The sequence below is a fragment of the Streptomyces sp. NPDC086519 genome (assembly GCF_040686075.1).
GTDB lineage: Bacteria > Actinomycetota > Actinomycetes > Streptomycetales > Streptomycetaceae > Streptomyces > Streptomyces shenzhenensis.
Genome location: NZ_JBFBJL010000019.1, coordinates 1 through 13,138, shown reverse-complemented (window position 1 = coordinate 13,138; position 13,138 = coordinate 1). Strand labels below are relative to the sequence as shown.

Here is a 13,138-nt window from a genome sequence, read left to right as displayed (position 1 = left end):
GGGAACACGGACGCGGCGGATGACGGCATCGCGTCACATGCCCGAAGGATGCGAAGGAGGGGGCGCGAAGGTGGGGGTGCGAAGTAGGCGGAGCGAAGTGGGGATGAAGTGGGGGTGCGAAGTGGGGGCGGGGATATCGGCGAGTGGGAAAGGACCGATGGGGAGAGACGCGTGGTGCGGATGCGCACGCTGAGGCGTCAGCTGTGCGGAGTTTCCGAGGGGGCTCCGTGACGTAGCTGTGATCATCAGCCACGTGCTGAGGGCATGTCAACACTTGACTTTGCCGGGGAAGTTGACCTAGGCGCCCATGGTGTAGCGCACTACACCCGCGGTCCGGGAGCGCGCTCCCTCGTGGCCGCGCGGGAGCGCCGGGATTGTGGTGGTCAGAGATTCCCGGGGCGAGAAGCCCCTCGTCCCAAGGATGTCCGATGACCGCCAAGTCGCCGCTCGCCACCGCCACGTCGTTCTTCGCCGACCTGCTGCTCTGGTCCTTCTTCGGCGCGGGCCTGGCCGCCGCCACGGGCGGGGCGGGCGCCGTTCTCGACGGCACGGCGAAGACCGTGGCGACCTTCGCCGGCATCGCCGTCTCGCTGCTGACCGGCACCCGCATCGCGAGGAAGCCGAAGATCAAGGCCTTCCTGTCGACCCGGCCCGTCCTGTGGTTCCTGTTCCTCTTCAACGGCGGTGTGGCCGCCATCGCCTACTTCACCGTCGACGGCGCGAAGGGCATCGCCACCGCCGCAGGGATGGGCCTGGTCGCCCTGGGCGCGGCGGGCGGTCTGGTGTCGGGCCGGCGCAGGTCCGGCGCCGGCCGGGCCGAGGACGGCACGACCGAAACCTCGGCCACCGGCTGGTAGGCCGCGACCTTACCGGCGCGGGGCCGAGCCGCCCGGTGCCCGCGCCGGCCCGGGCGGCGGCTGAGAGGCCGTGTGCCCCGGAATCCGCCGCGGCCGCCGAGCCGGGGGAGGGGCCGCCAGGACGGGCGGGCCCCTCCCGCCGCGTCACGCTCCCGGCTGTGGTGTGTGGGCCAGGTAGGCGAGGACGGCCAGCACCCGGCGGTGGCCGCCGTCGCTCGGGGGCAGGCCGAGCTTGAGGAACACGTTGCCGATGTGTTTGTGCACCGCGCGCTCGGTGACCACGAGGGTCCTGGCGATGGCCGCGTTGCCGTGGCCCTCGGCCATCAGCGCCAGCACCTCGCGCTCGCGGGGCGTGAGCGAGTCGAGCGGTGAGTCCTTGCGGCGGGTCAGGAGTTCGGCCACGACCTCCGGGTCCAGCGCGGTACCGCCCGAGGCCACCCTCTCGAGCGCGTCGAGGAAGTCGTCGACCCGGCCGACCCGGTCCTTGAGCAGATACCCGATCCCGCTGGTCCCGCCGCCCAGCAGCTCACCGGCGTACGACTCCTCGACGTACTGCGAGAGCACCAGCACCGGCAGCCCGGGCATCCGCTCGCGTGCCTCCAGCGCCGCCCGCAGCCCTTCGTCGCGGAAGCCCGGGGGCATCCGCACGTCGAGCACGGCCACGTCCGGCCTGTGCTCCAGGAGCGCGGGCATGATCTGGGGCCCGCTGCCCGCGACGGCCACCACCTCGTGCCCGGACGAGGTCAGCAGCAGGACCAGCCCCTCCCGCAGCAGGGCGTTGTCCTCGGCGATCACCACACGCACGGCAACTCCACTTCGATCACGGTCGGTCCCCCGACCGGACTGGACACTTCCATCGTTCCGTCGAGCGCGGCGACCCGCCGCCGCATGCCGAGCAGCCCCGAGCCGCCGGTCTCGTCCGCGCCGCCGCGGCCCTCGTCCCGGACCCGCACTCGCAGGCCGCGCCGGACGCGGACCAGCTGGACCTCGGCACGGGACACCCCGCTGTACTTGGCGACGTTGGTCAGGGATTCGGCCACCGCGAAATAGGCGGCGGCCTCCACCGCCGCGGGCGCCCGCGGCCCCTGGCCGAGGCCGCCGTCGTCCACGGCCACGTCCAGTCCTCCCGCAGTCCCGGCTTCACTCGTGCGGGGCGACCCCCAGCCCGCCGCCAGCGCCCGTACGGCGCCGGTCAGGCCGCGGTCGCTCAGGATCGGCGGATGGATGCCGCGCACGACCTGACGCAGCTCCGTCAGCGCCTTCTCGGCCTGCTCCTGGGCCTCGTCGAGCAACCGGAGACCGGTCTCGGGATGACCGCCGTAGGCGCGCCTGGCGAGCCCGATGCGCACGGACAGCGCCACCAGGTGGGCCTGCGCGCCGTCGTGCAGATCCCGCTCGATCCGGCGCAGCTCGGCCTCGTGCGCGCTGATCGCGTCGGCGCGGGTCGCGGCCAGTTCCTCGACCCGGGCCGTGAGGAGCGCCTGCGGGGACGGTTTGAGCAGCGCCGTCGACCAGTCCGCCTCCAGGTCCGCGAGCCGCGCGATCAACGGCAGGACGACCGCCTCCCGGCGCAGCAGCCCGCACCACAGGCCGTCGACGACCAGCCCCACCGGCCACAGCGGCAGGGCGACGCCGAGCAGCGCGCCGTAGAACCAGTGCGCGAGCATCCAGCGCGCGTCGGTGCGGGTGCCGGGATCCCGTACGGCGGTGACCACCCGCTCGCGCACCGTCCCGGTCAGGGGCTGGTACGCCTCGGGGATCCGCACCCCGGTCCAGGCGGCGGTCAGGCTCCGCTTGGCGCCCGCGATCCGCCGGATCAGCAGCACCGTCTCGGGCAGCAGCCAGACACCGACGACCAGCAGCGTGCCGATGGCGGTGATCAGCAGGACGGTGATGAAGATCCACATCCCGAACGCCGTCGCGGCGGCCAGAAAGAGGTGGGCCGTGGCCCGCGCGGCACGCCGCACCGATTTCCACATGAAAGGAAGCTAAGTGTTTTACTTGACTCACGCAAGTTTCTCTCTGGTGGAGGGCGGAGCCTGAAAGGCGGCGCCGCTGTCGCCGCCCGTCGGCGGCCGGCCGCCGCTCGTGCGGTGCTCGGCAGGCGATCGCGCTTGACCGGACGGTCTTCCGCAGTCCGCAGTCCGAAGCGGAAGCCGGAGCGGCGTGCCCGCGTGCCCGCGTGCCTGCGTGCCCGCGCGGGCGGCGGGACGAGGGCCCGGGGGGACCGGGCGTCCCATGCGATGCGAGGATGGGCGGAGGCGGCGCACGGGCCGCCGGGTCGCTCCTCGGGGGCGGCGGTCGTGCCGGACGGAGGGATCGCGGATGGAGCCGCCCCGGGGCAACGCGGCGGTCTGTGCGGGACCCGCCCGGACAGGACGGCCACGGGCGACGTCACGGGCCGCGCTCGAACGGCTGGGCTTCGAACTCTTCGCCCGGCACGGCTTCGACGACACGACCGTCGACCACATCGCCGCCGCGGCGGGGATCGGCCGACGCACCTTCTTCCGCTACTTCGCCTCCAAGAACGACCTCGTGTGGGGCGACTTCGAGGAACAACTGGCCCGGCTCGACGCCCTGCTGGCGGCGGCCGACCCGGACACGCCGATGATGGACGCGGTGCGCGAGGCCGTGGTCGAGTTCAACCGGTTCGACCCGGCGGTGGTGCCCTGGCACCGGCAGCGCATGACCCTCATCCTGAGCGTGCCGACGCTCCAGGCGGACTCGGCCGTGCGCTACGCGTCCTGGCGGGCCCTGGTCACGGAGTTCGCCGCCCGGCGCCTGGGCCGTCCCACCGCCGACCTGCTGCCCCGGCTGATCGGCGGCACCGTCCTGGCGGCGTGCGTCACCGCGTACGAGCAGTGGCTGGCCGACGAGGACGCCGACCTGAGCGGCCTGCTGGATCGAGCCGTCCGGCAACTCGCTGAAGGATACGGCCACTTGCCCGTGCGCGACTGACCGCGCCCGGCTCCCGGTGCCGGTCACGTCAGGCCGCGGCGCATGGCGTCGGCGACGACCTCGCCGATGAGCACGGCGGTGGCCGCGGTGCCCCGCGTCGGAGGCGTCGGCAGGACGGACGTGTCCGCGACCCGCAGACCGGCGACACCGTGCACCCTGCCGTAGGGGTCGACGGCCGCCCGGGGGTCACCGGCGGGGCCCAGCGGGACCGTGCCGCAGGTGTGGTGGGAGGTGCCGAGATGCCCGAGGATCCACTCGTCGAGCAGCCGGTCGTCGGCCACCACGTCCGCCAACGGTTCCCTGAGCCCTGCGGAGACCTCCCCGAAGTCGGCCGTACCGGCCAGCTCGGCCGTGGCGCGGACCGCTTCGCGCATGCGCCGCCGGTCCGCCGCGGTCGGCAGATAGCCGTAGTCGATCAGCGGCGGCGTCGCGGGATCGGCGGACCGGGTGCGCATCCGGCCGGTGAGCCGCGGTGTCTGGACGCAGACGAGGAACGCGAGGGGCGCGCCGGGCACGGACACCGTCCCGGCCGTCAGGCCGGCCATCGGGACGAGGGACTGCAGGATCTCCAGGTCGCCCGGGTGGTCGCTGCCCGACGAGGTGAGGTGCAGCGCGCCGCCGAGCCATGAGCCGACGGGCGCCGGCAGCGGCCGCCGGGGCGCCCACTCCAGCACCACCTGCGGATGGTCGCCGAACCGGGCTCCGACGGCCGGGGCGTCCTGGACGACCGGGATGCCGAGGGCTTCCAGCAGGCGGCGTGGCCCGATGCCCGACAGGTGCAGCAGTTGCGGCGAGCGGAACGCCCCCGCGCAGAGCACGACCTGACCGCCGCGCACCGTCCTGCGGCACCCGTGCCGCTCCACCACCACACCGCTCGCGCGACCGCGTTCCACGACGACCCGCAGGACCGTACTGTCCCCCTCCACCGTGAGGTTGGGGCGGCCGGAGGCGCTCAGCAGGTGGCTGATCCCGGTGTTGACGCGCACTCCGTCCACGACGTTGCACGGCACCGGCCCGAATCCCGGGGTGCCCTGGGCGTTCTTGTCCGGTTCCTCGGGAAAGCCCAGCCGCCGAGCCGCCGCACGGAACGCGACGGCGGCGGGATGACCGAGATCCGTGCGGCCGACAGGCACCGGCCCGCAACCGCCGTGCACCGCGTCGGCGCCATGGTCCAGGTCGGTCTCCAGGGCGCGCAGGAACGGCAGCATCCGGGCGTACGACCAGGCCGCGCCGCCCGCGGCCGACCAGCGGTCGAAGTCCGCCCGCCGGGCCCGGACGAAGTACCCGCCGTTCACGGCCGTCGAGCCGCCGAGGACGCGCCCCCGGACGACCGTGTACGGGCGCCCCGGGCCGAGGCGCACGGCGTACTCCTGGACGGCCTGTTGCCCTGGCCGTGCCCCCGGTACCAGCCGGGCGTCCAGCAACTCCGGCGCGAACTCCGACGTCCGGCGCGGCGCCGGTCCCGCCTCCAGCACCAGCACGGTCCGGCCGGGATCCTCGCTGAGCCGCGCCGCGAGCACGGCGCCGCTGCCACCGGCCCCGACGACGATGACGTCGGGGCGTCTCACCGGGGTCCGCCCGCCGTCGGGAGGTGACACGGCGTCAAGTCCCGTTCGGGTGCGGTGATCTTCATCCGTGCCCCCTCGAACGCTCCGTACGGTCCGCCCTCTTCACTTTCGGCACTCGGTGTCATTATTCTCCGGATGTCCGATGGGAGCGATGCCCAGGGAGAGTCGCATGAACGAGCTCCACGTCACCCCGCCCGTCCCGGCCACCGAGAACCCGGACGAGAGGACCCCGGCCGAAGAGTCGCTGATCGAGGCCGACGAGCTGATCGAGGAGGTCTCCATCGACGGCATGTGCGGCGTCTACTAGGCGCCGCCGCATGACCGCGATGGACCTCGACCGGGGCTGGGACCTGCATCCGCAGGTCTCGGTGCGGCCGGAACCCTTCGGTGCGCTGCTCTACCACTTCGGCACCCGCAAGCTGTCGTTCCTCAAGGACCGGCGGCTGCTCGCCGTCGTCCAGGCGCTCGCGGACGCGCCCACGGCCCGTGCCGCCTGCCTGGCCGCGGGCCTCGCAGAGGACGAACTGCCGCGCTACGGCCGGGCCCTCGCGGTCCTCGTCCAGTCGTCGATGGTCGTCGGGAGGACCTCATGACCACCACGTCCACCACGTCCACCACGTCCACCACGGCCGCCGCGTCCCGGCTGGCCGACCTGTTCGAGCTCGGGCTCGACGCGCCGATCTGCCTGACCTGGGAGCTCACCTACGCCTGCAACCTGGCCTGCGCCCACTGCCTGTCCAGCTCCGGCCGCCGTGACCCGCGCGAGCTGAGCACCGCCGAGGCCAAGGCCGTCATCGACGACCTGGAGGCCATGCAGGTCTTCTACGTCAACATCGGCGGCGGCGAACCCACCGTGCGCCCCGACTTCTGGGAACTGCTGGACTACGCCACGAGCCATCACGTGGGCGTGAAGTTCTCCACCAACGGCGTCCGGATCACCCCCGAAGCCGCCCAGCGCCTGGCCCGCAACGACTACGTGGACGTCCAGGTCTCCCTCGACGGCGCCACCGCGGACGTCAACGACGCGGTGCGCGGCCCCGGTTCGTACGCCACGGCGGTGACGGCCATGGAGAACCTCGCCGCCGCCGGCATGCGGAACTTCAAGCTCTCCGTGGTCTGCACCCGGCACAACATCCCGCAGCTGGACGCCTTCAAGGCCCTCGCCGACCGCTACGGCGCGCAACTGCGCCTGACCCGCCTGCGCCCCTCCGGCCGCGGCGCCGACGTCTGGGACGACCTGCACCCGACCGCCGCGCAGCAACGGCAGCTGTACGACTGGCTGCTGGCCCACGGCGAGCACGTGCTGACCGGCGACTCCTTCTTCCACCTCTCCGCCTACGGCCAGGCACTCCCGGGCCTGAACCTGTGCGGTGCCGGACGCGTCGTCTGCCTGATCGACCCGGTCGGCGACGTCTACGCCTGCCCGTTCGCCATCCACGACGAGTTCCTGGCCGGCAACGTCCGCGAGCCCGGGGGCTTTCCCGGGGTCTGGCGCGGCTCGGAGCTGTTCCGGCGGCTGCGGACCCCGCAGCACGGCGGAGCCTGCGCCTCCTGCACGTTCTACGACACCTGCAAGGGCGGCTGCATGGCGGCGAAGTTCTTCACCGGGCTGCCCCTGGACGGGCCGGACCCCGAGTGCGTGCAGGGCTACGGCACGGAACGCCTCGCCCGGCGCCCGGCCGGGACCGCGCACCTCCCCAGGCCGTCCCGTGACCATTCCCACCGGGCCTCTCCCCGTCCCGTGGACCTGGTCCTCACCCGCCGCCCGCCGGTCGGCGACTGCGCCGAGAGTCCGCTGGCCGGGCTGGACCCGACACCCTCCGGAAGGGGCCGAACCCATGCGTAGGAACCCGTGGTTCGAGACGGTCGCTGAGGCTCGGCGCCGGGCGAAACGGCGACTGCCCGGCCCGGTCTACGGCGCGCTCGTCGCGGGCTCGGAGCGCGGCCGCACCATCGACGACAACATGGCGGCCTTCGCCGAACTGGGCTTCGCGCCACGCGTCGTGGGCCATCACGCGGAGCGCGACCTGTCCACGACGGTCCTGGGCGTGCCCACCGAGCTGCCCGTGCTCATCTCACCGACCGGGGTGCAGGCGGTCCACCCGGACGGCGAGGTGGCCGTGGCCCGGGCCGCTGCGAGCCGGGGCGTGATCATGGGCCTCAGCTCGTTCGCGAGCAAGCCCGTGGAGGAGGTGGCCGACGCCCAGCCGGACCTCTTCTTCCAGCTCTACTGGAGCGGCACCCGCGCGACCATGGTGCAGCGCATGGACCGGGCCCGCGCGGCCGGCGCCAAGGCGCTCATCGTCACCCTCGACTGGTCCTTCTCCCACGGCCGCGACTGGGGCAGCCCCGCCATCCCCGACAGACTCGACCTGAGGACCATGCTGAGGTTCGCCCCCGACGTCCTGCACCGGCCCGGGTGGCTGTGGCGCTATGCCAGGTCGGGACGTGTCCCCGATCTCACCGTCCCCAACCTGGCGGCTCCCGGCGCTACGGCGCCCACCTTCTTCGGCGCCTACGGCGAGTGGATGGGAACCACGCCGCCCACCTGGGAGGACATCGCATGGCTCCGCGACGAGTGGGGCGGCCCCTTCCTCCTCAAGGGCGTGTCCCGGGTGGACGACGCCAGGCGGGCGGTCGACGCCGGGGTGTCGGCGCTCTCCGTCTCCAACCACGGGGGCAACAACCTCGACACCACCCCGGCCACCATCCGGCTTCTGCCCGCCATCGCGGAAGCGGTCGGCGACCAGGTCGAGGTCCTGCTGGACGGCGGTGTCCGGCGCGGCGGCGACGTGGCGAAGGCGCTCGCCCTCGGCGCCCGCGCCGTACTGATCGGCCGCGCCTACCTCTGGGGACTCGCGGCGAACGGGCAGGCCGGGGTGGAGAACGTCCTGGACATCCTGCGCGGCGGGCTGGACTCGGCCGTCCTGGGCCTCGGCCACTCCTCCGTGCACGAGTTGGGGCCGGACGACCTGGCGATACCTCCCGGCTTCCGGCTCACCCTGGGCGGCGCGGACGTACCGGCGGCCACCGCGGCCCCGGCGGCACTCCCGGCCGACGCCGGGTCCACGGCCGCCTGAGTATGGCGGCGGGCGACATGGTGATGGGGGACATGGCGGCGGGCGACATGGTGGGGAGCCACATGGTCGGCAAACCCATGGCGGGCCACCACGTGGTCGGGAACTCCACGGTGGGCCACCACGTGGTCGGGAACCACACGACCAGCAACCACACGGTGGGCGGCACCATGACGTCAGCCCTGGCCGACGCCGTCTGGCCGGCCGTGCCGTCCGGTGCGCTCGTCCTCGTCCCGGTCGGCTCCACCGAGCAGCACGGCCCGCACCTGCCGCTCGACACCGACACCGTCGTCGCCCGCGCCGTCGCCCGGCGGACGGCCGACGCCTTCACCACCCCGACGCACGCCCCGCCGCTCGTCGCGCCGGCACTGGCCTACGGCGCGAGCGGTGAGCACGCCGACTTCCCCGGGACCGCCTCGATCGGGCACGTGGCGCTGCGCGCGGTGATCGTGGAGCTGACCCGCTCGCTGTCCCTGTGGGCGGACCGGATCGTGTTCGTCAACGGCCACGGCGGCAACACGGCCACCCTCGACAGGGCCCTCGCCCAGCTGCGCGCCGAGGGCCACGACGCCGTCTGGACCGGCTGCGAGGTGCCCGGCGGCGACGCGCACGCCGGCCGCGCCGAGACCTCCCTGCTGCTCCACCTCGAACCCGGGCGGGTCCGCCTCGACGACGCCGTCGCGGGCGACGCACGCCCCCTGTCCGTGCTCCTGCCGGAGCTGACGGCCCGTGGCGTCCGGGCGGTCTCGCCCTCCGGCGTGCTCGGCGATCCGGCCGGGGCGTCGGCCGAGGAGGGCCGCGGTTCGCTGGACGCGATGGTGTCCGCGACCGTCCGCCGGATCACCGCGTGGGACGCCGACGACCGGGGCCGCCTCGCCGATCCGGACCCGCTGCCCGAGCCGGCCGGCCGATGACCCTTCCCCGCGGCTTCGTCGTCGAACTCGACCGGCACGCGCGCGTGGTCGACGGCGGCCGGGCGCTCCTCGGCGGCCACCCGACCCGGCTGCTCAGACTGACCCCGCGAGCGCGCCGGCTGCTCGACGGCCGCTCCCTTCGCGTACGCGACGCGGCGAGCGCCCTCCTCGCGGACCGGCTGCTCGACACGGGCCTGGCCCATCCCGTGGCCGACTCCCTCCCGGCGCCCGCCGACCCCCGCTGCACGGTCGTCGTCCCGGTCCGCGACCGCCCCCGGCAACTCGCCCGACTCCTGCGCAGCATCGGCACGGACCACCCGGTGATCGTCGTCGACGACGCCTCCAGGCACCCGGCCGCCGTCGCCGCCGTCACCGCCGCACACGGAGCCCGGCTGGTCGCCCTGACCGCCAACGTCGGACCCGCCGGCGCGCGCAACGCCGGGCTCCGCCTCGTCACCACCCCCTACGTGGTCTTCGCCGACTCCGACGTCGTACTGGATCCCGACACGGTCCCGACGCTGCTGCGGCACTTCGCGGATCCCCGGGTCGCGATGGCCGTACCCCGGATCACCGGCCTGCCCGGCCCGGCAGCGAGCTGGATCGAACGGTACGAGAACTCCCGGTCCTCCCTCGACCTCGGCGCCCGTCCCGCCCCGGTGCGCCCCGGCACCCCCGTCTCCTGGGCCTCCTCGGCCTGCGTGGTGGCCCGGGTCGACGCGCTGGGGGAGGGCTTCGACGCCGGCATGCGGGTCGGGGAGGACGTCGACCTGTGCTGGCGGCTGGTGGCGGAGGGCCGCCGGGTGCGCTACGAACCGGCCGTCCGGGCGGCCCACGAACACCGGGCGCGCCTCGGGGACTGGCTGCGGCGCAAGGCCTTCTACGGCACCGGGGCGCAGCCGCTGGCCGAGCGCCACCCCGAGTCCGTCGCGCCCGTAGTGCTCGCCCCGTGGAGTGTCGCGTTCGCCGCGGCGCTGCTCTGCGGGCGGCGCTGGTCGGCGCCGGCCGCGGCGGGCGTCCTCGGCGTGGTCACCGTGCGCATCGCCCGCAAACTCGGCGGCACCCGGTACCCGTACCGGCTGGCCGTGCGGCTCACCGGCAACGGAGCCCTCGCCACCCTGGCCCAGACCGGGGCGCTGCTGACCCGTCACTGGTGGCCGCTGACGGCCGTCGGCTGCGCGCTCTCCCACCGGGTACGACGGGCCACCGCCGTCGCCGCGCTGGCCGACGTCGCCCTGGAGTACCGGCACGATCAGGCCACTCTCGACCCCCTCCGCTACGGCCTCGCCCGCCGCCTCGACGACCTCGCCTACGGAGCCGGCGTGTGGTTCTCCGCGCTCCGGGCCCGCTCCGTCGCCGCGCTCCTGCCCCGCGTCACCCGCTGAGGCGACCCGCAGTCCCGGTCAGCGGAAAGCGCCCGGCCGGGGCCCGCCGCCTGCCCCGACACTTGGGCCATCCCGCCGCAGGCGACGCGCGGAGCGGGCGATGGACCAGTCACCAGGAGGTGGGCGGAGTGACGCACGAAGTGGTCGGCCGTGTCGAGGAGGCGGGTCCCGAACTGGCCGCACTGGCAGACGAGAACGAGTCACTCGGCAGGCTGAGCGACCGGACGGTCGACCTGCTGAAGTCCGCAGGCGTCATCCGGCTGCTGCAGCCCAAGGAGTTCGGCGGCTTCGGCGCTCATCCCCGGGACTTCGCGGAGGCGGTGATGGCCGTCGCGCGGCACGACGGGGCCGCCGGCTGGGTGTGCGGGGTCGTCGGGGTCCACCCGTGGGAACTGGCCCAGATGGACCCGCGCCTCGCCCACGAGGTGTGGGACGACGACCCGGACACCTGGATCGCCTCCCCCTACATGCCCAACGGCATCGCCGACCCGGTGGACGGCGGCTATGTGCTCAGCGGCCGCTGGCCGTTCTCCTCGGGCAGCGACCACTGCCGCTGGGACTTCCTCGGCGCCCTCGTAGGGGACGGGAAGGGCGGGCCCGCCGGGCCGATCACCGTCCTCCACGTCGTGCTGCCCCGCTCGGACTACGAGATCGTCGACGGCACCTGGGACGTGGTCGGCCTCTCCGGCACCGGCAGCAAGGACGTCGTCGTCGACAAGGCGTTCGTCCCCGAGTACCGCACCATCCGGCAGGAGGGGGTCCAGGCCGGTGCGGCCGCCGAGGCGGCCGGACTCACCGACTCCGTCTACAAGCTGCCGTTCGCCTCGATGTTCCCGCTCGGGATCACCGCCGCCGTCATCGGCATCTGCGAGGGCGCGCTCGCCCTCCACCTCTCCCAGCAGAAGGACCGGGTCGCCGTGACCGGCATCCAGGTGCGCGACGACCCGTACGTGCTCTACGCCGCCGGGGAGGCCGCGGCCGAGATCGCCGCGTCCCGGGTGCAACTCGTCGACGGCATCAGCCGGATGTACGACCAGATCGAGGCCGGCAGGCCGGTGACCATCGAGGACCGGGCGACCGTACGGCGCAACCAGGTCCGCTGCGCCTGGCGTGCCGTCTCCGCGCTGGACGAGATCTTCGCGCGCTCCGGCGGCAACGCCATCCGCAAGGGCAACCCGATCCAGCGCTACTGGCGGGACGCGCACGTCGGACTCCAGCACATGATCCACGTACCGGGCACCGCGTACCACGCGTACCCGCTGGCACAGATGGGGCTCGACCTGCCCGAGTCGATGCGGGCCGTCATATGAGGGACGGCGCCGTCCCGCGCCGGGAGACGGATGGGACAGACGGGCGCCGGTCCCGCGACGTCCTGGGCGACTTCCCCACCAGCGTGGTCGCGCTCACCACCACGGACGCCGGGGAGCGGCCGCACGGCGTGACCGTCGGCACCTTTCACGCCCTGCGCGTCGCGTAGTCGAAGACCCCGCCGCTGTTCTTCCGCGGCGGATACGGCGACTACCTGTCCAGCGCCGCGCTGCTGCTGGACAGGCTCGTCGGCTGGGACGAGATCGGCCGGTGGACGCCGGCCGGCACACAAGGGAGCCGCAGTTGAGAAAAGACCTCTACATCAGACTGGAGCGCATCTCGGCGTGGTGCGGAGTCGTGCTGCTGATCGGCTTCATCGCCGCGTTCGGCGCCGGAGGCATCCTCACCCCGATGAGCCCGACGAAGAGCCCCGCGGACATCGCCACCTTCCTTCAGGACCACCGCACCGGGATCCTGTGGTGCACGGTGATCATGGTGCTGACCGTCCCCTTCGAGTACCCCTACGTCGTGGTGACGAGCCTTCAGCTCAAGCGGGTCGAGGGCGGCTGGGGACTGCTGTCCATGATCCAGCTGACCACGGGCGTCGTCGCCCCGCTGGGGTTCTTCTTCCCCCTCGCCATTCTCTCCGCCGCCGCGTACCGGCCGGACATCCACTCGCCGGACGTGCTCGCCGCGATGAGCGACACGTTCTGGCTCATGCTGGTGGGCAACGCCTGCATCTTCGTCCTCCAGGTCTGGTCGATCGGATACGCGGCGTTCATCGACCGCCGTGAGCGCCAGGTCTTCCCGCGCTGGTACGGCTGGCTCAGCGTCGTGCTGGGAGTGCTCCTGATACCCGGGGCCTTCGTCTATCTCAACCACAGCGGGCCGCTGGCCTGGAACGGCGTGCTCGCGAACACGATCCCCTCGCTGACCTACTTCGTCTGGAAGATCGCCACCCCCTATGTGCTGCTGAAGGCGATCAGGTCGGAGGAGCGCGAGCTGGCCGGCACGGCCGAGTCCGAGCCGCTGACCGTCTGAGCCGGGGGCGGTGGCCGTGACCTCCGCGTCGAC

The 13,138-nt window shown here is 73.6% G+C and carries 14 protein-coding genes; 11 read left to right on the top strand and 3 right to left on the bottom strand.

Features of this window, described 5'->3' with window-relative positions; all coding sequences use genetic code 11:
* Positions 1-428 precede the first annotated feature (428 nt).
* Positions 429-857, top strand: coding sequence for a hypothetical protein (locus AB0P24_RS19545; protein ID WP_365795562.1), 429 nt, complete (start codon positions 429-431; stop codon positions 855-857).
* Between the two features lie 144 nt (positions 858-1,001).
* On the opposite strand, the gene AB0P24_RS19540 is transcribed toward AB0P24_RS19545, so the two are convergent.
* On the bottom strand, positions 1,002-1,661 hold the full coding sequence (locus AB0P24_RS19540; RefSeq protein WP_365795560.1) for a response regulator transcription factor: 660 nt from the start codon (positions 1,659-1,661) through the stop codon (positions 1,002-1,004).
* Entirely contained in the window at positions 1,649-2,836 is a 1,188-nt protein-coding gene (locus AB0P24_RS19535) for a histidine kinase (protein WP_365795558.1), read from the bottom strand. The genes AB0P24_RS19540 and AB0P24_RS19535 overlap by 13 nt, the downstream gene beginning before the upstream one ends.
* Positions 2,837-3,182: 346 nt before the next feature.
* Here AB0P24_RS19535 and mftR point away from each other — a divergent pair, with 346 nt between their 5' ends.
* A complete protein-coding gene (mftR, locus tag AB0P24_RS19530) occupies positions 3,183-3,815 on the top strand; it encodes a mycofactocin system transcriptional regulator (protein WP_365795556.1) in 633 nt (210 codons plus the stop codon).
* Between the two features lie 23 nt (positions 3,816-3,838).
* On the opposite strand, the gene mftG is transcribed toward mftR, so the two are convergent.
* Positions 3,839-5,383, bottom strand: a complete 1,545-nt coding sequence (gene mftG, locus AB0P24_RS19525; protein ID WP_365795554.1) for a mycofactocin system GMC family oxidoreductase MftG — start codon at positions 5,381-5,383, stop codon at positions 3,839-3,841.
* Positions 5,384-5,552: 169 nt separating this feature from the next.
* On the opposite strand from mftG, the gene mftA reads away from it, so the two are divergent.
* From mftA to AB0P24_RS19480, 9 genes are all read left to right on the top strand, one after another.
* Positions 5,553-5,690: a mycofactocin precursor MftA gene (gene mftA / locus AB0P24_RS19520; RefSeq protein ID WP_365795552.1), complete on the top strand. Its 138-nt coding sequence runs from the start codon at positions 5,553-5,555 to the stop codon at positions 5,688-5,690.
* A 10-nt stretch (positions 5,691-5,700) separates the two neighbouring features.
* Positions 5,701-5,976 (top strand): mycofactocin biosynthesis chaperone MftB, encoded by a 276-nt coding sequence (gene mftB, locus AB0P24_RS19515; protein WP_365795550.1) that lies wholly within the window; start codon positions 5,701-5,703, stop codon positions 5,974-5,976.
* Complete coding sequence (gene mftC, locus AB0P24_RS19510; RefSeq protein WP_365795548.1) at positions 5,973-7,229, top strand: mycofactocin radical SAM maturase; 1,257 nt, start codon at positions 5,973-5,975, stop codon at positions 7,227-7,229. Before mftB ends, mftC begins: the two co-directional genes overlap by 4 nt.
* On the top strand, positions 7,222-8,463 hold the full coding sequence (gene mftD / locus AB0P24_RS19505) for a pre-mycofactocin synthase MftD (RefSeq protein ID WP_365795546.1): 1,242 nt from the start codon (positions 7,222-7,224) through the stop codon (positions 8,461-8,463). The genes mftC and mftD overlap by 8 nt, the downstream gene beginning before the upstream one ends.
* 17 nt (positions 8,464-8,480) lie before the next feature.
* Positions 8,481-9,374, top strand: coding sequence for a mycofactocin biosynthesis peptidyl-dipeptidase MftE (mftE, locus tag AB0P24_RS19500; protein ID WP_365795544.1), 894 nt, complete (start codon positions 8,481-8,483; stop codon positions 9,372-9,374).
* Entirely contained in the window at positions 9,371-10,756 is a 1,386-nt protein-coding gene (gene mftF, locus AB0P24_RS19495; RefSeq protein WP_365795542.1) for a mycofactocin biosynthesis glycosyltransferase MftF, read from the top strand. Before mftE ends, mftF begins: the two co-directional genes overlap by 4 nt.
* A gap of 128 nt (positions 10,757-10,884) precedes the next feature.
* Positions 10,885-12,066, top strand: coding sequence for a hydroxylase (locus AB0P24_RS19490; protein ID WP_365795540.1), 1,182 nt, complete (start codon positions 10,885-10,887; stop codon positions 12,064-12,066).
* Entirely contained in the window at positions 12,063-12,233 is a 171-nt protein-coding gene (locus AB0P24_RS19485) for a hypothetical protein (RefSeq protein ID WP_365795538.1), read from the top strand. Before AB0P24_RS19490 ends, AB0P24_RS19485 begins: the two co-directional genes overlap by 4 nt.
* A gap of 134 nt (positions 12,234-12,367) precedes the next feature.
* Positions 12,368-13,105, top strand: a complete 738-nt coding sequence (locus AB0P24_RS19480; protein ID WP_365795536.1) for a hypothetical protein — start codon at positions 12,368-12,370, stop codon at positions 13,103-13,105.
* The last annotated feature ends 33 nt before the right edge of the window (positions 13,106-13,138 follow it).